At 71.1% G+C, this 23,672-nt stretch carries 14 protein-coding genes; 4 read left to right on the top strand and 10 right to left on the bottom strand.

Features of this window, described 5'->3' with window-relative positions; translation table 11 throughout:
* The 9 genes from ACH442_RS02515 to ACH442_RS02555 all read right to left on the bottom strand — a co-directional run bounded on the left by ACH442_RS02515 (position 1) and on the right by ACH442_RS02555 (position 18,735).
* Complete coding sequence (locus ACH442_RS02515; RefSeq protein WP_396120767.1) at positions 1-867, bottom strand: hypothetical protein; 867 nt, start codon at positions 865-867, stop codon at positions 1-3.
* Positions 864-1,907: a hypothetical protein gene (locus tag ACH442_RS02520; protein ID WP_396120768.1), complete on the bottom strand. Its 1,044-nt coding sequence runs from the start codon at positions 1,905-1,907 to the stop codon at positions 864-866. The genes ACH442_RS02515 and ACH442_RS02520 overlap by 4 nt, the downstream gene beginning before the upstream one ends.
* Positions 1,904-2,968, bottom strand: coding sequence for a hypothetical protein (locus tag ACH442_RS02525; RefSeq protein WP_396120769.1), 1,065 nt, complete (start codon positions 2,966-2,968; stop codon positions 1,904-1,906). The genes ACH442_RS02520 and ACH442_RS02525 overlap by 4 nt, the downstream gene beginning before the upstream one ends.
* Positions 2,965-4,188, bottom strand: a complete 1,224-nt coding sequence (locus tag ACH442_RS02530; protein WP_396120770.1) for a hypothetical protein — start codon at positions 4,186-4,188, stop codon at positions 2,965-2,967. The genes ACH442_RS02525 and ACH442_RS02530 overlap by 4 nt, the downstream gene beginning before the upstream one ends.
* Position 4,189: 1 nt before the next feature.
* Positions 4,190-17,176 (bottom strand): glycosyltransferase, encoded by a 12,987-nt coding sequence (locus ACH442_RS02535; protein ID WP_396120771.1) that lies wholly within the window; start codon positions 17,174-17,176, stop codon positions 4,190-4,192.
* Between the two features lie 45 nt (positions 17,177-17,221).
* On the bottom strand, positions 17,222-17,596 hold the full coding sequence (locus tag ACH442_RS02540; RefSeq protein WP_396120772.1) for a hypothetical protein: 375 nt from the start codon (positions 17,594-17,596) through the stop codon (positions 17,222-17,224).
* Entirely contained in the window at positions 17,589-17,996 is a 408-nt protein-coding gene (locus ACH442_RS02545; protein WP_396120773.1) for a YbaB/EbfC family nucleoid-associated protein, read from the bottom strand. Before ACH442_RS02545 ends, ACH442_RS02540 begins: the two co-directional genes overlap by 8 nt.
* A gap of 83 nt (positions 17,997-18,079) precedes the next feature.
* Entirely contained in the window at positions 18,080-18,364 is a 285-nt protein-coding gene (locus ACH442_RS02550; RefSeq protein WP_396120774.1) for a WXG100 family type VII secretion target, read from the bottom strand.
* Positions 18,365-18,393: 29 nt separating this feature from the next.
* Positions 18,394-18,735 carry a WXG100 family type VII secretion target gene (locus tag ACH442_RS02555; protein WP_396120775.1) on the bottom strand — a complete coding sequence of 114 codons (342 nt, stop codon included), beginning with the start codon at positions 18,733-18,735 and terminating at the stop codon, positions 18,394-18,396.
* A gap of 281 nt (positions 18,736-19,016) precedes the next feature.
* Here ACH442_RS02555 and ACH442_RS02560 point away from each other — a divergent pair, with 281 nt between their 5' ends.
* Genes ACH442_RS02560 through ACH442_RS02575 form a run of 4 tightly spaced genes read left to right on the top strand, consistent with a single transcriptional unit; the run spans position 19,017 to position 23,128 of the window.
* Entirely contained in the window at positions 19,017-20,132 is a 1,116-nt protein-coding gene (locus ACH442_RS02560; protein ID WP_396120776.1) for a hypothetical protein, read from the top strand.
* A gap of 2 nt (positions 20,133-20,134) precedes the next feature.
* Positions 20,135-22,042, top strand: a complete 1,908-nt coding sequence (locus ACH442_RS02565) for a hypothetical protein (protein WP_396120777.1) — start codon at positions 20,135-20,137, stop codon at positions 22,040-22,042.
* Positions 22,029-22,610, top strand: a complete 582-nt coding sequence (locus ACH442_RS02570) for a hypothetical protein (protein ID WP_396120778.1) — start codon at positions 22,029-22,031, stop codon at positions 22,608-22,610. Before ACH442_RS02565 ends, ACH442_RS02570 begins: the two co-directional genes overlap by 14 nt.
* Complete coding sequence (locus ACH442_RS02575) at positions 22,604-23,128, top strand: hypothetical protein (RefSeq protein ID WP_396120779.1); 525 nt, start codon at positions 22,604-22,606, stop codon at positions 23,126-23,128. The genes ACH442_RS02570 and ACH442_RS02575 overlap by 7 nt, the downstream gene beginning before the upstream one ends.
* Here the strand turns inward: ACH442_RS02575 and ACH442_RS02580 are convergent.
* Complete coding sequence (locus ACH442_RS02580) at positions 23,117-23,515, bottom strand: RDD family protein (RefSeq protein WP_396120780.1); 399 nt, start codon at positions 23,513-23,515, stop codon at positions 23,117-23,119. The genes ACH442_RS02575 and ACH442_RS02580 overlap by 12 nt on opposite strands.
* Between the last annotated feature and the right edge of the window lie 157 nt (positions 23,516-23,672).

The following is a 23,672-nucleotide window of genomic DNA, read 5'->3' on the forward strand; positions in this document are numbered from 1 at the left end:
TCAGAGGTCGGTGCGCTCGCCGGTCTCCGGGTCCAGTCCCATGATCTCGCGGGCCCGGGCGGTGTACTCCCGCTCGGCGTCCGGCGACGCCTCGACGTCGACGTAGTTCGCGGCGTAATCCGGGTCACCGGGATGGTTCTCCGGCCGGAACGGCGTGCTCGGCGCATGCTTCGCGGTCCACTCGGCATGCCAGGCGCTCAACGCCCGCTGCCGCTCCTCCCGCGTCGGCGGGGGCTCCTGGCCAGGCACGTTCGCCTCCCGCACCCGCCCGTCCGGCCCCGCGACGGCCTCCAGCAGCGCCCGCGCCCGCTCGATCACGCTGGGCGCGACCTCCCCCGGGAACAGGAAGGCGCGCGCCCGCATGTGGTAGAAGAACTCGTCCTCGGGCGGGTCGCCGGTCTCCAGTACCTGTTGGGCGATCGTCTCCGGCCAGACCCACATTCCGTCCGTACGGACATTGCCCCGTTCGCCGAAAGCAACCAGTGGCGCCCTCCGCAGGAACCGCGCCGTCTCGGCCCGCGCCTCGTCGTCGAGCCGCCCATACGCCGAGCCGGTGCCCGGCACCGCCAGCCGCAGGGTGAACTCGCCCGCCTGCTGGCGCTCGATCGCCCGCCAAACCGCCCGGAACCGCCGCTGCACGAGCTTCACCAGGACACCCGGCAGCACCGGGCCCAGCGGCTCCAGTGTTCCGGGCAGCTCACCACGCTCGGCCCGGGCCAGCATGTCCGAGCGGCGCCACCGCCCGTCCCGGCCGAGGATCTCGTCGCCGGTGCTCGCCCGGCGCAACACCCAGGACGGGTCGGAGATCGCATCCCCCGCCCGCAGACGTCCGAAGTAGACCGCGCCGTCATCTGCCGATGCGCTCATACCGCCTCCACGAAGTCTCCGGTCACCGAGTCCTGCCCGGCCGCCGCCCGGGCCGCGCGGACCATCGCCCACGCCGACTCCGCCCGGGGCAGCCGATCGTCCGGGATCTTGAACACGTCGTCGTCGATGTCCCAGACGGCGCAACCGGTCTCGGCGCACCACCGGGCCCGGACGCTCTCGGCCGCCGCCGTCCGGCGGTCCCGCTCGGCCGACCCCGTCGGGAATGCGAGACGGATCGCCAGAAGGATCGAGTCGAAGGCGCTGAGCGCGCTCTGGGCGCCGTGCATGCTCGCCCCCGTCGCCACGTCCAGCCCGAGCAGCGCCCGCTCGGCGCGTCGTAGCTCCAGACGCTGGGCCTCGGTCGACTGCCGGTCGTCGTAGACGTCGGTGATCCCGTGCCGCTCGGCCCACTCCTGTCGCAGCTGTGCCAGACGCCGCCGGTACTCCGCGTCCTCCGGCGTTTCCCGGCTCCGCGCCTCGTCGTACCGCGAGCCGGTCTGCTCGAGCCGGGACTCGTAATGGCTGCGCAGGTCGGCCAGCGTGTAACGGTGGAAGCGGTCCTGGCCGGCCGCGGACATCTCCCGCCCCAGCGCCGACCAGAACGCCGACTCGGGCATCTCGTCCGAATCGTCGGTCAGGAACCGCTCCGCTTCATACACCGCCGAGACCGCCGCGTTCAACCTGGTACGAGCAATCCGACGCGCGTCCCCGGTCAGCCCGGTGGCCGGATCCGGCACCATCGCCGCGTAGCGCGCCGCCGCCGCGACCCACTGGCCCGCGTCGAGCAGCTCGGACCGATCCAGCATCCCGAAGTAGACCTGGTCCGGCGGCTGGCGCACCTCCTGCTCCGGCAGACGGAACTCGAACACCCGGCTCCGGCCGCAGGACGGGCACACACCGCTGTACCGAACCCCGAGCGATCCGTCCGGCAGCGTGATCGTGACACCGGACCGGGGCAGCTTCGACTCACCACACACACATGGCGTGAGGTCGATGAAGAGATGCGCCTCCAGGCTGGTACGCGCGAGCGGAACAGTCATTCCCGGAACCCTCTCCCACTGTCGACGCCGGCCACCGCGGCCCTAGCCGTCCGAACCATCTCCCAGACCGTGGCCGCCTCGGGCACCGCGGCCCGCGGCGCCTGCCACACCTGGTCGTTCCAAAGCTGGTCACGCCAGCCGTCATCGGACATCCCAGCTGCGACCAGCCACCCGTGACAGGCCGCCCGCGCCAGCGCGATCCGCAGGTCACGCCCCGCGATGTCATGCGCCCAGCGACTCTCCACCTCGCCGATCAGCTGCCGGAACGCGGCCAGCCCGGCCAGCGGATCGGCCAGCGACAGCCCGGTCACCACATCCTGCCCGGCGGCCTCGCGCAACGCCCGGGTCAGCTCGGCCTTCTGCTCCCCGGTCGGCGAGCGCCGGTTCACGCCGGTCGCGCCACCCTCGACCCACTCCTCGTCGTCGATGTTGTACCGCTCCGCCCACGCCCGCCGAATCCGGTTCTCCCCCGCCACCCGAGCGATCCGCGCCCTGCTCATCCGCGCCGGCTTCTCGTCCCGCAACGCCCGCAGCCGCCGCTCGTAGCCTCGGCGCAGGTCAGTCAGCCGGCCGGTCTGAAAGGCGTACGGCTCCCGCTCGTACCACGCCCGCCCGGGCCCGGTCCAGAACGCCTCCGGCGGGATCCCGTCCCGCCCCTGGAACTTCTCGACCTCGCCGATCGCCGCCACGGCCGCCATCAGCCACCCCCGCGCCGTGATCCGGTCCTTATCGGACAAAAGATCAATTTCCGGCGGTACGGCCGCAGCGTACCTCTCCGCCACCCACAACCACTGCGCCGGGTCGAGCAGCTCCGAGGCCCGCTCGCCCAGCCCGTAGACCACCCGGTCCCGGCCGGGCCCGTCCTGCGCGATCGCCGGCACCCGGAAGACGAGCTCTCGTTCCCGCCCGCAGGCCTCGCACCGCGCGGCATACCGCCGCCCGGCCGTCCCGTCCTCGAACCGGACCGCCTCACTCCGCGCCGTCAGTCCCAGTCCCCCACACTCACACGACACCAGGTCGAGGTAGAGCTGAGCCTCCCGCCCGGTCCGCGCCAGCCTCATGACCGGGGCTCGATGACCCAGGTCGCACCCGGCTCGTCCGGTGCCCGGTACCGCGGCGAGTCCACGATGAAGGTAACCGCTCCCGACTCGGCGAACACACTCATCCGGAACTCGTCACGGGCCGCTTCGACCCGCAGCTTGTCCGGGCTCCCCTCGGCGGCTCCGGCCGTCCAGCCCCGGCGTTGCAGAACCGGCACGACGGCCCTCACCTCGTCGGGCGGCGGCACGTCGTCCCCCGCCCCGGGAAAAACCATGACGTTGAAGCGGAAGCCCCACAGCTCCTCGTGCTTGTACACCGAGGCGGGCGAGAACCGCATCGGCCCGTCGAGCGAGTTCACCTGCGTCGGAGCGCCCGGGAAAGCCTCCTCGAAGGTGTCTTCCAGCTCGGCCAGCATCGCCCGGCCCACCCGCAGGATCTCCGCTCTCATCTCGTCCCAGCCCGGCGGGTCCTGCTGCCCCGGCGGCACGGGCCGCACCGGCAGCGGAGCCCCCTCGACGAAATGCCGCTGCCGGAACTCCTCCCACGTGGGCAACCCGGCAACGGAGCGGTCGGCCGAACCCTCGAACCCGGCAATCGACGAGATGAACCCGCGCTCGGCGAGAGCCGCCGACGCCTCCGAGTGCGCCGCCTCAGCCAGCCACGGCCGCGAATACGCCCGGTCAGCGATGCGGAACACCGGTCGCACGGCATCCGGGGCCTCACCGATGCGGTACAGCGTCACCCAGTCCGGCATCGCCGCCCGGAACGAACTGTCCCACCACCAGTGCGACACCGGCACGAACGCCGGCACATCCTCCGCGTCGGCCGGACCATACTGCTCGAGCTTCGCCCTGACCGCCTCGTCGGCGTCGGCGAAGGTCTCCGCTTCCACCATCCCCGCCACCGCCGTGCCAGCGAAATCATCATTCACGTACTGAAGGGCCGAACGGGCTCGCAGCGCGTCCTCGTGCCGATCCCACCCGGCCTGTTCGATCGCGTCCACCAGATACTCGGCGGCGATGCCCGCGTCACGCCGCAACCGGTTCAACTCAGTGACAACGCTGGGGACGAAGTCACCGGCGGGAAGACCACCGCCAGGGGTCAAGGCATGCAGGTCGACCAGGTAGTCGAAGAATTCCGAAAGATGCGAGTCCACCCTCGGCGTGCCCGGCTCAGCACTCTGAAGAGCCCGCACCGCGAACCTGGTCAGTTCCTCCACGCTGAAAAGACGGCTCGCCATCTCAGGCTTTTACCTTCCCGTAGGTGGCTACGACGAATGAGCCATCGGCGCCACGATATGCCCGGACCACCGCCACGTAGGCACTGTCCGGAATCGGCCTGGTGTAGATGATCGCTGCCCGGCCCCTCGGAAGTGGCTCGACGGCGACGTCCCCGATGAGCATCGTCTTCACGAGGCTACGGCTGTAGACATCGATCGGGTGGCCGTCGAATTGGTCCTCGAGTGGAATGTCGTCCAGATGCTTGTGCGCGTGGTAGGCCTCTGCCTCGGGCATCTCCCATGGCGGATAGCCGATCTCGGAGATCCGCGCCTCGACCAGATCCGGGTGGACGGCTCCCGGAAGCTCGGACATGTGCAAAAGGCTCCTGGCGTATCGGATATCGGCGTCCAGATCGGCGCTCAGCCGGGAAAGACCCTCCGTGGAGGACAACGTCTCAGCGGCCAGCTTCTGCGAGGACTTCTTGGACATCCCGGTCGCCGGGGCCCCACCTCCTTCCTGAGGATGCTCACTCGCGGCCGGCTTTTGATAGGCCTTGGCCAGGTCCTTCAGCTTCTGAACGGCGAACTCGACATCGTTCGCGAAACGACGAGCATTGCCGTCGGCGGCGTCGATGGCCCAATCGAGGATCTGCTTCCGCTGCTCCGCAGCCACACCGCCCGGCCAGTTGCCCAACGCGGTGACGACTTTCCCCTTGGTCGCACCATCGAGGCCGGAGAACATCGAATTGGCCTGCAGAGCATCCTTCGCAACGGCGCCCTCGAATGCCTTCTCTCCCCCAAGCTCCCGGGCGTCACGCTCCTCCTGTCGCTTGGCGGCGTCGGCGTCGGCGCGGGATTCCACATCCGTGAGAGTCTCGGCGCGGGACTCCATCTGGTCGAGGGCGGCGGCCTCCCGGGCCATCTGGTCGGCCAGGCGGATCTGCTCCTGCGGTGCCGCATCACCGAAGGCGGACCTGAGGTCGGCGGCGACTGCCGCCCGCTCAGTCATCAGCCGGATCTCGTACGTGTGCGACAGCCCGTCGGCTTCACCCTTGACGATCAGCGAGATAGCCCGCTCGGCCGGCGCGCGGAGGCCAGGCCGCGGATGCGCGTACGTGTTGTCGACGTTCAGGATGCGGCCGTTGTCGCCGGTACCGAAATGTTCCCGAATGTGGTCGTAGGTGCTGTGCAGGGTGGCCATGTCCGGCGCAGTGACACGGATCCGGACCACGTCGTGGACGTCACCGACACGTGTGCCGGGACGGCCGGGTTCCGTCCAACTGCCCTCGGCGATCCGCTTCACCTCAGCATGAATAGCGGCCGCGTCCCGGGTCTCGTAGGACAGCCGCACACGCTCGCCGGTCCGCCGGGCGACGTCACCGGCGATCTCCCGCGCCTCGGCCCGGGCGACGGGCAGAACGTCGCTCCGCATCCGGGCGGCATAGCCGTCCACCAGCGCACGCCCGGCACCCTCGGGACGGACGCCGACGTCGCGGGCCGGGTCCTCGCCTCGTACCGCGTCGGCGAACTCATGCGTGCGGGGTCGGCCGCCGCTGGTGTGATTGACCTCGGGATCCGTCGGCCGGAACAGCTCGCCCTCGCCCGGGTTGAGCTGGTTGAACTTCTCCAGCCAGCCGTTACTGAGGTGAAGGGCGTCGCCGGACGCGAGCTCGGCCAGCACCCGGCCGGCCCGGTCGATCGCCTCGGGGCTGTTCAAGGTGCGGGCCAGGTCGTGGCCGGTCGCGGGATCGTCGACGAGTCGGCTGATGCGGTCGGCCAAGTCGTCGCCGAGGTGGGACCGCAGAAGATCGGCGATCTCAGGGCCGGCGAGCGGGGCCGGGGCGTCACCGCGCGGATGCTGGACGCCGGTGTCGGTGATCGGCTTGACGCCGGTCCACTCCTGGCCGTGCAGGGTCTCCTTGCCCAGCCAGGTCTCGTGTCCATCGCGGGCGCCGGCCGTCGCGATGTCGTCCGGCGTCGGATAGTCGGCGGTGCCGAAGCCGGCCTCGGCCCGGTTCAGGATGTTCTGGCCGGCGTCGCGCTCGTGGCGCATGTTGGCGGCGATCTCCTGGGGGGTCTCGCCGCCGAACCGGGCCGCGAGCTCGCCGAGATCGGCTGTGCCGTCGTGGAGCCGGTCGAGCGCCTGGTCGATGCCTTCGACCCGGACGCGCAGCTCACCGAGGATCGGCTCGACGTGGTCGGGGCCGCTGTCCGGGTGCCAGTCGTAACCGGCGCGAGCCTGGACGTACGCGTCCCGGCCGACCGCATGCACCTCGATCTGGCTGACTCCGGACTCGTGGTACCAGTCCTCCATGTGCCGGTTGAACTCGGGCGCGAAGCCGGGCGCCTCGGTGTGCAGGTCCAGGCCTGTGTGGCGGACGATCAGGCAGCCGTCCTCCTCGCGGATGAACTGACGTTCCACGCTGCCGGCCGGGTTGCCCTCAGCGTCGTGGATCCGCAGCCGGACGACCACCTCACCGCGGTGCGCGCTGATCGCGGTGCCCGACTCGTCCAGCCGGATCCGCAGGCCGCCGAAGTCGCGTCCCTCCAGGGTGCGGGCGAACTCGTCGTGGATGGCGCCCGACCAGCGGCCGGCTTCGGTGTCGGTCTCGGGGATGAGCTCGTCGAACGACGGGCGGCGGCCCTCCTGCTCCCAGCGGCGTTCGGTCCAGTGCGCGTCCCGGCCCGGATCGCCGGGCTCCGGCGCGACCCCGGAGTCATGGCCACCGTCCACCGGAGGCACGTCCGACCCCGAGGCCGAGTCATGGCCCCTGTCTGCCGGGGGGACGTCTGGCGCCGGATTCTGGTGCGCGCCGTCAGAGGACGGCGCCTCGCCGGAGCCGGCCGGGGCAGACGGCGGCTCGTCCGCGGGCGGGCGCGGAGGTTCAGGTCCCAGGGCGTGCGGGTCCTCCGGCCGTACCGTAATCGGATTCTGGGCCGCGGCGGCCACCCGGGCCGGCGCGGCGGCCTCGTCCACAGCGGACCTGGCGACCTCCGGACCGTGCAGCGTCAGGCCGATCGGGGCCTCCGGCACGGGCTCGCCCCGCAGGATCTGCAGGACGCCGCGCGCCGCGCTGCCGACCTCGAAGCGCCGGTGCAGGTGGTCGCGGAGCGCCGCGGCCCGGTCGTGCTGCTGGTCGAGGCCGTCGAGGACCGTGCGCAGGTGGCCCAGCCAGGCGTCCCGGCGCGCCCCGTTGACCCCGGCCACAATCTCCTTGACCTGCTTGTGGGTGATCGTGTCGGCGTCACCGACCTTGGCGTGCACCGCGTCGAGCAGCGCCTGGACGGTGTTGTGGTCGCGGACCGTGGCGAGACCGCCCAACTCGGCCGGCACGTAGTGGGGATCGCCGAAGAACATGCCGGCGCCGGTGCCCTCGCCCGCGACGACCGGGATCCCGGCCCGGGCCGCCTCGCTGGCGACAAGGCCGAACCCGTCCTGGACGGACGGCATCATCACCAGGTCTGCCTGGTGCAGGTCGTTGAGCAGTTCGGCCTTGCCCTCGGGGGTGCCGGACTTGACGAACGGCCGTACCTCGACCGGGTGGCCGGCGATCTTGGACAGCCGGTCCGTCATGCCCGCCAGCTCGGCTTCCTTGGCGCCGCGCACCACGAGGCGTACGTCGTGGCCTTCCGCCCGTAGCTCCTTGACCACCCCGGCGGCGAACTCGACACCCTTGATCGGGTCGCCGGCCCGGCCCTGCACGTAGACGGTGTACCCGTCCCGGGGGCCGCGCACCGGTGGATCGCCCGGCATGCGCGGCATGTCGGAGATGATGGTGTGCGCCGGCGGGTGGCCGGGCTGCCCGGAGCCGGCCAGCCGCGCCGCCTCCGCGCCGAGCAGCGGGCCGATCCCGGTGACCAGGTCGGCGCCGTCCATCAGGGCACGCTCGGTGTCGGCGTGAGCGCGACCCTCGGCCGGGTTGCCGCGGACCGCGTCCAGCACCTCGGGCGAGGTGTGCAGCACGTGGACGTACTTGGCGTCGGGATAGATGTGCTGCTGCAGGATCCGGGCCGCGCCGCCGCCGAACCGCGAGTTGCCGACCAGCACGTCGACGTGCGGCGGCAGGTTCTCCAGCAGCATCGACATGGCGCGGGTGTCCGGGCCACCCTTGTGGTCGGTGACACCCCAGACCTCGGTCACGCCCCGGACGTGGATGCCCTCGGCCGTCTCGGCCCGGGTCAGCGCGAAGTCACCCTCGTCGACCCGGGTGACCCGGCCGTACACGTCGGCGCCGGCCGCGGCGAAGCTCTCGCTCAGCTCCCGGTTCGCGGTGATCACGCCACCGGCCGTCGAGTTGTACTCGGTGCAGACCGTCATCACCGTGGTGACGTCCTCGGCCGGCCGCGCGCCGTCGTCGTTGCGCAGCACCACCTCGCGCGGATCCAGGGTGCGGTTCCAGGTGGCGTCGTCGACCCGGGCCACCCGGTCACCCAGCCCGCTGATCGCGTCGTGCACCGCGTGGGCCGCGGTGTCCGCGTTGTACCGCCCGATCAGGTCGAGGCGCAGGCTTGCGGCGCGGTCGCGGGCGGCGGGCAGATCATCGATCGTACGGCGCAGATGGTCGGCGAAGCCGGCACGATCGGCGACCGATCCTGATCCGTCGGTCGCCCGCAGCGGATCGGACAGCAGACGCCCGGCGCCGCTCTCCGCGTGCGCCACCACCGGCACGCCGTGCCCGGCCGCCGACGTCACCGCAGGGTCGAGCGCGTCGGTGCCGCGCGGGTCGAAGAGCACGTCGGCGCCGTGCCACAACTCACGTCGCCCGGCCGGATCGTCCGGCAGGCGCACGATGTCCACCTCGGCCCCGGCGATGTCGGACAGCGCCAGCCGGTGCCAGCTGACAGCGGTGTCGTCGGCGTCGCGCATGGCGATCCGCAGACGGGCGTCGACACCCTGGTTCCGCAGCTCACGGATGGTCTCGGCGGCCTCGGCATGCGCACCGAAGTCGTCGTTGGCGACCAGTACCCGGTAGCCGCCCGAGCCCGGGTCGCGGACCGGCGGGGGCGGGCCACCGTCGATCGGCGGGATCACCTCGTGCACCGGCGGGACCGGCTGCCGGCCGTGCGCGTCCAGCGCGGTCCGCAGGCCCTGCGCGACCTCCGGGCCCACCGCGATCACCACGTCGGCCTTGGCGATCACGTCCAGATGCGCCTGGTCGATCGGCATCGCGTCGAGGATCTGCACCACCCGGGCGTCCGGGAAGGCGTCCCGCCGGGCCTCGGCGACACCGGCTGTCTGTCCGTAACCGATCAGCGCGTCGGTGTCCGCGGGCAGGTGGTCGGGGCGCAGCAAGGGGCTGATCCGGCCGGTGATGCCGGGGATCGGGTCGGCCGGGATGCCCCGCACACCCGGGCTCAGCTCGCCGCCCTCGATGCCGGGGATCCGCAGCCCGACGTGGTCGCCGGAGGCGCCGAGTGCGGCCGCCAGCTGCCGCAGCGTGCCATGCTGCATCGGGCCGTCGGCGGTGTCGTCGAAGGCCAGCAGGTGCAGCGGCTCGGTGCTCCGCGGCCGTGCCGTCCCCGGGCCGGCGTCGCCGATCAACTCCCGTCTCGCCGCCGCGCCCGGATCGTCCCCGGCCAGCCCGAGGTGCCGGTCGAGGGCGTCGAGCTCACTTCGCGCGTACGCCGCGTGCTCCGGATCCCGCGCGAGCTCCGACAAGTAGTCGCGTTCGGCGAGCCGGCCCATGTCGTGCGGGCTGAGCTCACGCCCGGGAGCGGCCTCGCCGGGCCGCAACACGTCCGGGCCGGTCAGGTCGAGACCGTCGTGGGCGCGCTGCTCGATCGCGCCGAGCTCGGCCACCTCGTGTGAGATCGCGCGGGGCACGGCGAGGTCGCCGGCCCGGTCCGACACCTCGATCCGGTAGCCGCCGTCGGACGGTGGCAGGTGCCCGTCCGGCAGATCCCGACCGGCGGCGTCGACCGGCACCGAACGGGCGACCGCGCCGTCCGGCAGGCTGTCGGCCGGCACCACGTCGACCGTGTAGCGGGCGTCGATCGGCATGCGGTTCCGCAGGGCGGGCTCGGCCAGGGCGCGGACGGCCTCGGGGTCGGCGGTGTCACGGGCGTGGCCGTGGAAGTCGCTGTCCACCTTGGACGCAGTGATCGGGCCGCGAAGATCCTTGTGGCCGTACCAGTCACCGCCGTTGAGCAAGGCATCCTTGCCCACCCAGTGCGCGTCGGCGCCCTTCTGGTCGCGGAAGCCGACGCGGCGTACCTCTTCCGCGCTCGGGTAGTCCCGGGCCGGCCCGGTCCCCAGCCGCACCTGTTCGGCACGATCGATCAACTTCAGAGCTTCCCGGCGCTGCACGCGCATCTGATCGGCGAGTTGCTCCCGGTCGCTCGCGCCGAACTTCTCGTAGAGCCGGTCCAGCGCGGCGTCACTGAGCCGGTCCAGCCGCGAGAGGTTGCCCTCGATCATGGTGACCTGGTCCTCGAGCGCCTTCATCACCCGGCCGCCACCGCTCGGAGACCAGGTGAAGCCGTCCCTGGCCCAGGCGTACGCGCCGATCTTCACGGCGTGCAGCTCGACCCGGATACGGGGCGCGTCGGACTGCCGGTACCAGTCCTCCATGAAACGGTTGAGCTGGCCGGCCACGCCGTGGCCGTGCACGCCCTCGTCCAGGTAGATGGCCCGGTTGACGACGGTCAGGCCGCCGTCCGGGTCGCGGTCGAACTGCCAGCGCCCGTTGCCGACCGTCTCAGTCCCGTCGGCCGACTTGACGGTGAAACTGACGTGCAGCCGCCCCGGCTCGGCCCGCACGGCGCCGTGCTGATGGTCGAAGTTGCGGTGATTCGCATCCATCAGCTCGATGCGCATGCCACCGAAACGCTCACCGTCGAACTTCGCGGCGAACGCGTCACCGATCGCCGCAGTCCATCCCACCGCGTCCTCGACGGTGTGCGGAATCATCTCGGTGATGTCCGGCGTCTCGCCGGGCCGCCAGGGCGCGGTGTGCTCGCCCGGCCCGGGCAGCACCGGTTCCTGCGCCGCGCGCCACTCCTCGTGGGCGTCGCGCAGTTCCTGCTCGGCACGTTCCCGGAGTTCCCGCTCCCGTTCCCGGTGTTCCTGCTCCCGATCGCGCTGCTCTTGCCACTCCCATTCGCGAGCCTGTTCCTCCCGGAGCCGCCGCTCGAAATCGTGCGCGGTCGGCTCATGCCGGGCCGGCTCGTGCACCGCCGGCTCGTGCACCGCCGGCTCGTGCATGGTCGGCTCGTGCGGTGGCCTGGCCGGTCCGTGGCTCTCCGGGCTCAGCACACTCAGCAGGTCGTTGCCGGCAGCCTGGGCGTCGCGCACCCAAGCGTCCGTTTGATCGTCGGTGTGCGGCAGGTGGAACGCGTCCTCGAGACGATCGTCCAACGCACGCCGTTCGTCCTCGCGGTAGCTCTCGTCCGCCTGGCGGCCCGGCTCCGTCTCGCTCCGCGGCGAAGCGAGCTGATCGTGTCCAGCCTCGTCACGCCGATTCGACGCGTCGTCGAGCGGGCCGCGCGGCGCATCATCCCGCGGCATCGCCGCGTCATCAAACCGATCATTCGGTACGTCCGGACGCGGCGGCTCCACCTCCGGGCGCTCGGGCGGTGGACCGAAAGCGTCCCGGAACCGCTCTTCCATCGCGCGCCGCTGTTCGTCGGTGAACGGCTCGTCCGACCGCGCCGGCTCCTCGCGACGCGGGGACTCGTCGTGCCGGATCGGCTCCTCGGGACGCTGGGGCTCCTCGGGGCGCTGAGGCTCCTCCGGACGCTGAGGAACGTCGGGCGGTGGTGGCCCGTCGGACTCGTGCCGGCCGCGGACCGGCTCGGCCGGACGCGGCTCCGGCTCGACGTGGACCCGCGGGCCCGACTCCCCGCGCAGCGGGGCCTCCGGGTGGAACTCCGGCGCCTTCGACCCGTGCCAGCCCGCGCCCAGCATCGCCCGCTTGCCGACCCAGGTCGCCCCTCGCCCGGTCTGATCGGTGCGCCCGACCTGACTGATCTCCTGAGGCGTCGGAAAGCCTTCTCCCCGGTACGGCCTGGTCCGCGCCCGGTCGATCAGCGAGTTCGCCTCGTCCAGCTGATGCCGCATGCCCTCGATCGCCGAGGCCGCATCCGGGTACCCGTGCCTCGCGACGAGGTAGTCGACGGTCTCCGGCTGATCGTGCACCGTCGCGTTGATCAGCGAGCTGAGGTCCCGATCGAGCAGCTGCACCTCTTTGCCGAGCCGGCCGATCACGTCCCGGGCCTGGTAGTCGGACGTGAGGTGCCAGTCGTAACCGGCCCGCGCCCAGGCGTAACCACCGACCGACTTGCCGGCCTGGATGAGGATGCGGTCCACACCGGACTCGACGTACCAGCCTTCCATGTGACCGTTGAACGCCTGGCTGAACCCTCGGTTCTGGAAGCCGGCCTTCAGGTCGAAGTTCAGGTGCTGAACTTCGAGCCTTCCGGTCTCCGCGTCGATGCTGAACCGGCGAGTGACGTCACCGACCTTGTCACCACTGGCCGGGTCGATGACGGACAGGTCGACCTCGAGTCCGCGGCTTCCCGCGCTGACCTTGTCGACGCGCAGATCCAGCCCGGCGAAGTCGCGGCCGGCGAGCTCCCGGACAAACTCCCGCTTCACGGCCTCGTTGAACTCCGGGCTCGCCTCGGGCTCCCGGGAGAAGAACTCCCGCAACGGCGTCCGAGGCTCCCCCGGCCGCCGCGGCCCATCCGGATCATGCGGCGGCCCACCGTCATGCGGCCCACCGTCGTGCGGCCCACCGTCGTGCGAGGCGCCGTCGTGCGAGGCGCCGTCGTGCGAGGCGCCGTCGTGCGGGGCGCGGTCGTGCGAGGCGCCGGGTTCGTCATGCCCGGCGGAGTCGTGATCCCGAGCCGCGGCTACCTCAGCCCGAGCCCGTCCCTCCGCCTCGGCCCGCTCCCGAGCCTCCCGTTCCTGGGCTTCCTGCCGTTCGCGCGCCTCCTGCTCACGAGTCTCGTGTTCACGCCGCGCCTCGTCCCGCGCGGCGTCCTCACGTCCGCCACGCTCCGGGCGGCCCGCCTCGTGGCCACCGCCTCGCGGCCCGCGCGGCTCGCCGGCCGGCTGTCGGACGTGCTCCAGCGCCTGATCGGCGAGGTGGTCCACGGTCCGCGCGATCTCCGCCGGCGACTTCGGCCGCAGCCCGCCGGATTCGGTGTGCTCGGCCAGGTGGTGGGCGGCCCAGTCGCCGTACTGCTCAGGCCCGGTCCTGGCCCGCAGATGCGAGGCGACCCGATCCTGGTTCAGTCCTTCGGTCGGCGGATGCCCGGTCCGCATGGACGGATGCCGGTCGACGACGTCGGCGGGGTGCTCCGGAGCGTCCTCGCCCCGCAGAATCTCCTGAACCCGCAACACTTCCGGCGCCGCCGGCTCATCGTGCCGCGCCAGACCCGAGTCACGGTGCAGAGCTGAGTCGTGCTGCAGATCCGAGTCGTGCTGCAGACCCGAGTCGTGGGGCGCACCGGAGTCCCGGGACAGGCCGGAGCTGTGGGCGGCCTCAGAAGGATCTCCCCGATCCGTCCCGCCCCGCTCGCCGCCGCTCTCCCCGCTCTTGGCCATCGACCCGTCGGCCGCGGTTCCGTCGTGGCCGCTCCCCCGCCCCGGCACATCCCGGACCGGCTCCGCGGGCGTCTCCCCACGGAGGCCGGCCGCAATCCCGGCAACTTGGTCACGTAGCTCCGGAATATCCGGGAAGTGCGCGTTGGCGAACTCTGCCTTCTCGCCCCACCGCCTGCCGTCAACCTTGCGCTGATAGTCCGCCGCGTAATCGCTCAGGCCCTTGATGTGCTCTTCGAGGATCGGCCGGTCCACGCCGTTGTCGGCCAGCCGGATGACCTCCTGCAGGCGCACGTGGTACTCGACGATGAACATCCGCGAGCGAATGATCTTCGGCGTGTCATTGATCTCCACGAACCGGCCCGGCGAGATCTCCTTCGCCGCGTTCGTGCCCCACGTGGGGCCGTCCGGGAAGCGGCCGCGGTCCTCCATCTGCCGGACGTGGCCGACCTCATGCTCGAAGTCGAGGAAGCGCATGTCCTTGATGACTCGCATGCGCTTGTCGACCCGGAGGAACTCCTCGCCTTTGACCGCGTAGACGTGCCGGTACTCGGTCTCCGGGAACGGGCCGTTGGTCTCGTAGACCTCGAAGCCGGCGTCCTCCAGTTCGCGCATCAACGCCGGGAACTCGGGGTGCTCGCGGAACCGCACGGTGCCTTGGCGGATCGAGTCCGGGGTCGGGTCGACGCCGGTCTCGTGTCCGTTCGAGGCCATCCGGTCGGCACTGGGGTGTTCCGGGGTCGGATCGTGCGGCGGCCCGTCCGGCGGCGGGCGGTCGTCGTGCGCCCGACCGGCGCTTTCGGCATCCCTCGGGGGACGCGCCCCGTCCTCGGAACGCGCCGACTGGTCACCTCCGGCTCGCTCGTGCCGGGCCGCGGGCGCCTCCTCGCGCTGCCGTGCCCCATCCACCCCGTGCCGGGCTGCCGTCTCGCCGAACCGACCGAACGGCGCCGCGTCCACCTCACGCCGCTCCGACCCGGCCCGGTCCGGCGGCTGCCGATCCGACGCCGGATGCTCGGATGCGGGCCGGTCGATCGCCGGCCGGTCGGACACCGGCCGATCAGAGGTCAGACGGTCGGATCCGGGCCGCTCGGTGGCGATCCGGTCCCCGCCGGCGCGGTGCGCCGAACCGCCGGTCAGCGCTTGGTCACCGGACGCGCCGCGATCCGCGAGATGACGATCAAGACCATTTTCCCGTACGCCGTCACGCCCGGCCGTGATCCGATCCCCGGCCCGACCGTGATCGCCGGTGACGTCGTCCCGCACGCCGCCGGGCGCTCCCCGGTCCTGCGCCGCCGCACCCGGCCGATCCCCGGCCGTCGCGTGGTCGCCCGTGGAGAGGTGGTCACCGGTTCCGGAACGATCCACAGTGTCCGGGCCGTCGTCGCGGGTCACGGGCGTGTCCCCGGTCCCACGGGACGGGGCTTCGCCCGTACGGGAAAGGGAATCGTCTCCACGAGCGGACCTGTCGCTCGCGCCGTCGGCCGCATGCCGGTCGCTGCTCGCGTGATCCGGCGCAGCCGGTGTGTGATCGCCGGGAGGCCGCCCGTCACCGCCGTCGGCCAGGACCCGATGCTGGGCCGGCGTGCCGGACCGGTTTCCGCCCGTCTCCGGTTGCCGGCCGCCGCTGTCCGTGTGGGCCGGTGTGTCGCTCTGCTGGCCACCGCCGTCGGAGCGGGCCGGACTGTCCGAACGAGCCGGAGAGTCGGAACGGGCGGCGGTGTCGGAACGGGCGGGGGTGTCGGAGCGGGCCGGGGTGTCGGAGCGAGGGGTCGGCGCGTCGGTTCTCGGGCTGGCCGTCGCGGCCGACCCCGACGGCGTCGCGGCGGCCGGGGTCAGCTGCTCGGGCCGCCCACCGAACGCCGCCGAGTCGTTGAAGCCCGCGCTCTCGCGGAGGATGGTGCCGCTCTTGCGGTCGCTGCTGAAGGAGAACTGGCCATCGCTGGTGAGCGTCAGGCTCTCGTTGTGCCGCGAGCGCGCCGACTCGACGGTGAACGTGCCTTCCTTGGCGCCCGGCAGGACGTGCACGGTCTCGCCGATCTTCAGGCCGCCGAGGTTCATGTGGCCGCGCGCGCCCTCGAGGTGGGTCTGCCCGCTGAAGATGACGCCGGCCTTGGCGCCTTCGGCCGCGCCGTGTTCGACGTTGTGCCAGTTGATGCCGTCCTGGCCGTGGGCGACCTGGTACATCTCGGTGCCGAGGGCCATGCTGCCGCCGGCCAGCGCGCCGCCGACCGCGTGGCCGACGGGGCCGCCGAACATGCCGGCGCCGAAGACCGCGCCTTGCAGGGCGCTGTTGCCGATATGGGCCAGGTCGAAGTCGCCGCGGTTGCCGGACATGGCCTGCAGGGTCTGCCCGAGCATGTCGGTGCCGCCCATGAACATGCCGCCGAAGACGACGCGGGTGCCGACGTACTTGCCGAACTCGGCGCTGAGGCCCTTCGCGGCCGCGGCCCGGATGGCCATCTGCTGGATCTCGTTCGCCGAGAGGTTCCCGACGCTCTTGAGCGCGCTCTTCTTGAGTGCCTCGGCCGCGCCTTTCCGGCCCCAGTTCTTGGCGAGCTGCCCACGGATCTCCTTGGACAACTCTTTCTGCAACAGCCGCCGGGTCCGCCTGGTCAGAGTCTTGTTGATCTCTTTTCGGGCGAGACCACGCAGCTCCTTGGCGGCCAGCTTCTCGGCGACGCCCTTGGAGATGCCCCGGGCGATCAGCTGACGTGGCGACAGGTTCCGCAGCCCGTTCCAGGCCGCTTTGCCCAGCACTTTGGGGCTGAGCTTCTTGGCCGCCGGGGTGAGCAGTTTGGGGAAGGCCTTGCGGCCGAGCCCGACGGCTTTGGGGAGGGCTTTCGGCAGGCCGCGGGCCAGCGCACCGGGCAGCCGTTTGAACAGCTGCCCCATCGACTTGAGCAGGATCTTGAGCGAGATCGCGGCAATCTTCGAGAAGGCTGTCGACGCGGCTTTGACCAGGGCCGTGCGGCAGGCCGCGTAGAGGGGAGGCACGCCGGCGAGCGCGCCACCGAACGTCCCGAACGCCGCGATGATCAGCTGGACGATCCCGACCGCCAGCATGATCAGGTTGACCGCGGCGATGAACTTCATCAGTTCGACTTCGAGGCCGTACTTCTGCACGCCGTTCTGCATCTGGCCGGCGCCCTCGGTGACCTGGCGCAGACCGGACACGTACTCGAACCACTGCTGGGAGAACTGGGTCGCGGCCTCGTCACCGGACCAGTTCTCCAGGATGCCGTTCGCCGACCTGGCGATGTCCTCGTACGCGTCGTTCAGCGTCTGGGCCAGCTCGCCCCACTGGTCGGCGAGGTCGTAGATGTGGTTGGCGCTCCCTTTGGGGACCGGTCCGAGAATGATCTCGCCGACCTTGCTCCGGGCGCCCGGAATGTGCTCCTCGATGGATGAGAACCAGTCGAGGATCATGGTCATGACCTCGTGGTCGTCACCGTCGGACACGGCACACTCCCGAGCTGGCCGGCCCGCCACTCGTCGTCACGGCATCTACCCGGCTTGACCCGCTTTGGCGATGTCCGTGCCGCTCTGTTGGTCGGTGACGTCGTAGGACGCCATCGCGCTGGCTACATAGTCGCCGATGGTCTTCAACTGCGCGCCGCAGAACTCGGCGGCCGCGCGCAACGCCAGGTTCGCGGTGGAACCGGCGCCGGTGACGTCGGTGGTGGCGCCGTGGTATTGCGGCTCGAACTGATTACTGAACTCGTCGCCGGCGGGGAAGACGTCCTCGCGCTTCTCCCGGGCCTCGATGTCGATGCTGTGCCGCTTGGCCGCCTGCTCGAGTGCCTCGCCCTTGTCCCGCAGGGACCGGGCGATGTTGATGATCTCGGCCGGCGAGGTCCGGATCTCGACGAACTCACCCACGGTCGTCCTCCAGCCGTTTACGCACGTCGGCGTCGTGGCTGCCGACGAAATCCCGGGCGGCCGATGATCCCAGCGCCCGTAGGTCGCTGGGAAGGGCCTCGTCCATCACCTCGGTGCTCTGCCGGCCGGCGTCCTCGATCGCGGCGCGCACGGTCTGCACGATGCTCGACGACAGCGCCTTCGAGTTCGGCTGACGCAGCACGCGCGGATCGATCTCCAGCTCCAGGAGGTGGCCACGTGGCCCGACCACGGCCTTGATCATGCGATCCGGCGACCAGGCCGTGCCGGTCACGGCGAGCATGCGTCTCTGGATGTCGGGCAGCTGGGCGGTCGCCTTGTTGAGGTCGGCGATCATGCCGCGCAGAGCGCTCCAGTCGGGACGTCCCGGTACATCCGCCATCGGCGCTCACCTCTTCCTCGTGACAGATCCAGCCTGACATGATCGCGTATCGGCCGCCGGTGGTCACCGGCGGCCGGTGCGAATCACATCCCGGACGCGATCTGCTGGTCGATCTGCTGCATCCGCTCGGCCGAGGCGCCGAGCTTGACGCCGACCGACTGCAGAGCGGCCTTGATCTCCATGGCGCCCTGGTTCCACTTCTGCCGGGCCTGGTCGCAGGCCTCGCCTGCGGAACCGGTCCAGTCCTGCGCGAACAGCCGCGTGAACTCCCCGTAGAGGTCATTCAGCTGCTGGTCCATCTGCCCCTCGTAGGTGCCGATGGCCTGCGCGACGTCGTTGATCTGCCCGAAGTTGTAGGTGATGCTCATGATCCGGTCCTCCGATCTCCGCTACGCGCTCAGCCGCGCAGGATGCTGATGACAGAACTGTCGCCGGTCGAGGCGGCCGCGGAACGGATCTCCTGAGCGGCGTCCTCGTCGTGCTGGCCGTACTGCTTCGACGCGTTGCTCATCTTGCCGGCCAGCTCGTCGAGCGCGTTGATGATCTTGGTCAGTCCGTCGTTGAGCTGCACGGAGACGTCCTGCAGCGCGTTGTTCGCGGTGCCCTGGAAGCCCGCGCCGCCGAGAGACTGAACCCGGTCGAGCAGCTGGGCCATGCCCCGCGCGATGCTCTGCCCGGTGTCCTCGCACCGCTGCGCCATCGCGTTCAACTGCTCCTGAGTGGCATGGACCTGACCCATACCCGGAGTTCCTGACAAGGTGGTTCACCCCGATTCTGCTAGTCGGCGCACGCTGGGAGCGACCCCGAAAGACCCATGATGTCCCGAAGGTAACCAGGATCGGCTCCCCCGGCCACCCCGCTCGGTACGCCGTTCGGTTCTATGCCATCACGTACACCGGCCGGTCGAGAACGGTTCGAACCCGGGCCGAGACGGCGGCGTACTCTATACCGTCACCCGCTCAGCGCTCGGGCGCGATACCGTCCGGGGGCGAGCTGCACGGCCGAACCGGGGGAGGCGCGATGGTCGGCAACGACCCGTATGTAAACCCATATTCCGGCGAGACGAACCTCCACCCGGAGGCGACCGCGGCGAACACGGCCGACATCAAGTGGCTCGACGGCGGGCCACCGCTGAAGGTCGACCTCCAGGGCCTGCGGGCGTACGCGAAGCACATGGTCGACCAGGAGAACGACATCTCCACGCGCTCCATGCACCTGTCCCACCTGCAGTCCATGCCGGGCAACGCGTGGAGCGGGGACGTGCTGGGCGAGGCCGCCGCCGCGAGGGCGCGGGTCGCGGCCAACGCCGCTGAGTTCTTCGCCTATCTCGGCACGCTCCGTCAGACCCTGCACAACGTGGGCATGGCGGCCCAGACCGTCGCCGACTCGTACGAGTCGAACGACGCCATGTCCGCGGCTTCGCTGAACAGCGTGCTCTTCGCCTTCGGCGAGGACGTCGCCCGGCCGGCCGGGCTGCCCAGGGGCATCGGCGAGACGTACTTCGAGCGGCTGGCCAAGGACAAGGAGAAGCCGCTGCAGGACCCGGGCAGCGCGCTGTGGGAGGACGGCGAGACGAAGCAGGTCGGGCCGTACCAGACGGTGCAGACGTCGAAGGGGCCGCACGGCGAGCGCCGCGAGGTGATCACCACCACGGTCAACGGCGGCGGCAAGACCGTCACCACCGTCGTCTACGACAAGAACAACAAGATCACGTCGCAGTCCTCGGTGCACACCACGGTCACCTTCGACGACCGGACCCATACGCAGGTGACGACCACCCAGTCGTACGACGCCAAGGGCAAGTCGACCGGCAGCACCAAGGAGACCACGACTTACCAGGCGGTCACCTCGCCGGAGGGCGGCACCGTGAACAGGGACGTGAGTCACCAGCTGGTGGAGACCCGGGACGCCAAGGGCAATCTGACCAACACCCGCACCACCAGCGTGGACCAGGACGGGATCACCACGGAAAAGGCCGAGAAGGTCACCACCGAGAAGGACAAGTCGGGCGAGACGCACACCACCACCACCGAGACCGACAAGGTCGTGGTCGGCAAGCAGACACAGGGCCAGCTCGGCGTCACCACCGACATCTCGTCGGAGTACGACCCGTACACCAGAGAGATGACGGGCTGATCATGGCCGGTTACTTCGACGCCACGGCCAACCCGAACTACGGCTGGAGTCCGTACGAGCAGTACCCGTCGTACACGAACCCGGACCTGCCCTCCACGCAGTTCACCGACCCGGCCGGCCAGAGCAACTCGCTGACCTTCGAGGATGTCCAGCGCAAGATCTACAACATGCATCCGGAGGACATGGACGCGCTGGCCGACCAGTGGGACAACGCGGTGACCTTTCTGGAGAACATCAAGTACTTCGTTCTGGCCCGCAGCACCGAACTGCAGGAACAATGGAAGTCGCCGAAGGCCGCCGCGGAGTTCCTCAAGCGCGGGCCGGGTGAGACGCTCGCCTATCTCGATCTCTGGATCGAGGCCGCCCAGATCAACCGGAACACCCTCCGGCACGCGGCGCACATCTCGCAGAGCGCGCGCGACGAGATGGACAAGCTGACCGAGGAGTACCGCAGCAAGCTCCACGAGGCCAGCCAGGTCGGCTTCCTGGAGGGTCTCGGCGCCTTCTTCACGCACGGCAACTGGCTTCCCCCGACCCCCGGTCAGGCCGTCAAGGAGGAAGCCCACGAGGACATCGAGGTGGTCAAGAACGACTACCGGACCTTCGCTCAGGAACTCGCCCACAAGTACGGCACTCAGTACTACGACACGCTGAGCTATTTCTCCCAGGGCGTCGGCCCGCCGATCAAGCCGATGAACGCGGTGATGAACAACCCCGGCATGCCGCCGATGGTGGCTCCGCCCAGCCTGGGTGGAGCGCCCCCGCCGCCCGCGGCGCCCCCGGCGATCCCGCCCACGGCGCCACCGGCCGCCCCTCCGGCGAACCCGCCGGCCCCGACCCAGCCGACGTTCAACAACCCACCGCCCGGGCTGATCGAGCCGCCGGGTGGCACGCCCGCGCCGGTGCCTGTCGCCGGGAACCAGCCGGGCCTGCCGCCCGGCACGCCCGGCCTGCTACCGGGGCTTCCGCCCGGGCTTCCGGTCGTGCCGGGTCAGCTGCCGCTGGCGCCGGGCGCCCTCAAGCCCGGAGCTCAGCCGCCGGCCCTGCCCGGCGCCGGCCCGAAGGCACCTTCGCTGCCGCCCGGGGCGACGTCGCCGAATCCCGGCCAGCTCGGGCGTGGCGCGTTCAACCGGACCCCCGGGCAGCCGCCCGGCCTCGGCCAGCCACCGGGCCGCACCCTGCGCCGCGGAGGCGGCAGCCCGGGCCGTACGCCTGGCCTGCCCGGTCGCGGCGACCGGCGGCGGGACGGGGAGTCAAGCCGCCGGCCCCACCTGCCCGGCGACGGCGAGGAGACGTTCGGCCGCCCGCCCGGCAGCACGATGCCGCCGGTGCTCAAGAATCCAGCCGGGAACCGCGATCGGCGGCGGCCCGGCAGCACCGAGGAGCTGCGCCCGGACACCACGGCGGGAAGCGGCGACGCGTTCCGCCCGGACGGTGCCGCCCCGCCGGTGCTGAACCGGCCGAGCACGCCGGCCACCCCGCCGCCGGCCCGGCGCCGCGACGAAACCGACCGGGAGCGGCGTACGACCGCGTGGGCCGACTACTTCGGCACCGAGGCGGCTCGGTCCGAGTCCGGCACCGGCATGCTGTCGGCGCCCGGCGTCCCGCCCACCGGCTCGCGGGTTTCCGGGCTCGAGGAGATCCCCCGAGGGCTGCGCAGCCACGCCGCGAACCGGGCCCACGAGGCGGCCCAGCGCGGCCCGCGGGACGCCGAAGCGCCCGAGCTCGCCAAGCGGCGGACCATCAGCAACCCAGCTCCCGCCCAGCAGCTGGTGGACGACGAGTCCACCATCGTCACCGACGAGCAGGCGTTCGAGGTGCAGACCCCGGGTGGCGGCGTGGTGACCAGCAAGCGCGACGAGCCGGTCTACGAGCCGGAGATCCGCCGCGTGCTCGGTGGCGGCCAGTGAGATGGTGAAGTTCGGCACGCCGGCGAACTACTACGTCCGCGTACGGTTCGCCGGCTGGGAGGACGAGCCGGAGCGGTCGGCCCTGTACCGCGGGGTCTACGCCGTCACCCTCAACATGCTCCCGGAGTTTCTCTTCGTCGACGACCTCACCTGGATCGGGCCCCCGTGGCTGGAGTCGTCGCTTCCGCCCGAAGAGGACGGTGACCTCACCGACCCGGACATGGTCCGCCTGGCGTTGTTGCTGCACTCGCGGTACACCGTGACCCCGAACGTGGCGCTGGCCGGCCGAACCGAAAGTTTCCTCAGGCCTTGGGGATGGGAGGATCAGCAGCAGGGTGTGGTGTTCTACACCAGCCCGCCGGAGTTCGCGATGCTGCTCGACGACCTGGCGGCGCTCGCCGACACCGACGCCGCCCGCGTCCACTCCACGGTGCGACGCGACGAGGTACTGGACCACCCGGTCATCGGTTTCATCGAGGAGCGGATACTGGCCTCGCCGTGGCTGGACCCCAGCGACCTGCAGAGCGCCGGACGCACCGCATCCCGGAAGGACACTCCGTCGTGGTGAAGATCGGCAGTCCGTCCGACTACACCGTCCAGGTGTATCCGGAGGAGTGGGAGTACGACTCGCCCGCGGACCGGACGCTGCGTGAGAACATCTTCTCGCTGGCGCTCAACCTGCATGGCCTCGTCACGTTCGTGCCCGCGGCGCCGGCCCAGCCGCCGCCCCTGGCCGCTGAGCGGCCGCCCCGGGAGGACAAGTTCACCACTGTCGCCGAGGTCCGCTGGTGCGAGCTGCTGCACTCGCCCTACTCGGTCACGCCCGACGACGCCCGCGCCGGGACGATCCGTGAGGTCGGTGTGCCCGGCGAGCCGGCCACCGTCTTCTACGTGACCGGGGAACAGTTCGCCACGTTCACCAGCGAGCTGTGGGAGTTGGCCGAGATCGCCTCGGGCTCGAATCCGCGGGTGCGCCGGAACGACGTACTGGATAAGCGGGTTTTCCAGTTCGTCGAGGAGCACATTCTGGCCTCTGACCGGTTCCGACTCGAGGACGCGGCTGGTCTGGGCCGGTCAGCGAGCTGACGGCGCGCGGATGACCATCGACCCGGCGGCCCGGTCGTGCAGGCCGCGGCCCTCACCGTCGGCGATCAGCGCCGGGATCAGCAGCGCCAGCAGCACCGCGCGGTAGAGGCCGCGCAGCAGCCCGATCGCACCGCCGTCGGTGTAGGAGACGCAGCGCAGCCGGGTCAGTCGCATGCCCGGGGTCTGCGCGAACAATCCGATGAAGATCGTGTTGACCAGTACCAGGAGCACGACCGGCGGCCACGATGCCCGGTACGGGCTGGCGTAGAGACTGGCCACCAGCAGGCAGAGGACCCAGTCGATGAGCAGCGCGATCAGCCGTTGCCCGCCACCGGCCGGTTCCGGGCGGGCCGGGGCGTGCGGGGGGTCGTTCGCGGAAGCTGCCACGACGGCCGAGCCTACGCGATAGGGTCCGGAGGTCGGCCGCGCGCCGTGACGTGCCTGATCATCCGGTTGCGTAACACGACAGAAACAATAGGGATACGCCGGGGCAACTCCGGGCCCCTAACGTCGCGACAAGCCTTGCCAGGTGGCGGCTCATGCC

The organism is Actinoplanes sp. NPDC020271 (genome assembly GCF_044388125.1).
Lineage (GTDB): Bacteria > Actinomycetota > Actinomycetes > Mycobacteriales > Micromonosporaceae > Actinoplanes.

Coding starts and splice junctions, on each gene's coding strand:
- ACH442_RS02515 (WP_396120767.1), bottom strand. CDS start 867: ATGAGCGCATCGGCAGATGACGGCGCGGTCTACTTCGGACGTCTGCGG.
- ACH442_RS02520 (WP_396120768.1), bottom strand. CDS start 1,907: ATGACTGTTCCGCTCGCGCGTACCAGCCTGGAGGCGCATCTCTTCATC.
- ACH442_RS02525 (WP_396120769.1), bottom strand. CDS start 2,968: ATGAGGCTGGCGCGGACCGGGCGGGAGGCTCAGCTCTACCTCGACCTG.
- ACH442_RS02530 (WP_396120770.1), bottom strand. CDS start 4,188: ATGGCGAGCCGTCTTTTCAGCGTGGAGGAACTGACCAGGTTCGCGGTG.
- ACH442_RS02545 (WP_396120773.1), bottom strand. CDS start 17,996: ATGGCGGATGTACCGGGACGTCCCGACTGGAGCGCTCTGCGCGGCATG.
- ACH442_RS02550 (WP_396120774.1), bottom strand. CDS start 18,364: ATGAGCATCACCTACAACTTCGGGCAGATCAACGACGTCGCGCAGGCC.
- ACH442_RS02555 (WP_396120775.1), bottom strand. CDS start 18,735: ATGGGTCAGGTCCATGCCACTCAGGAGCAGTTGAACGCGATGGCGCAG.
- ACH442_RS02560 (WP_396120776.1), top strand. CDS start 19,017: ATGGTCGGCAACGACCCGTATGTAAACCCATATTCCGGCGAGACGAAC.
- ACH442_RS02565 (WP_396120777.1), top strand. CDS start 20,135: ATGGCCGGTTACTTCGACGCCACGGCCAACCCGAACTACGGCTGGAGT.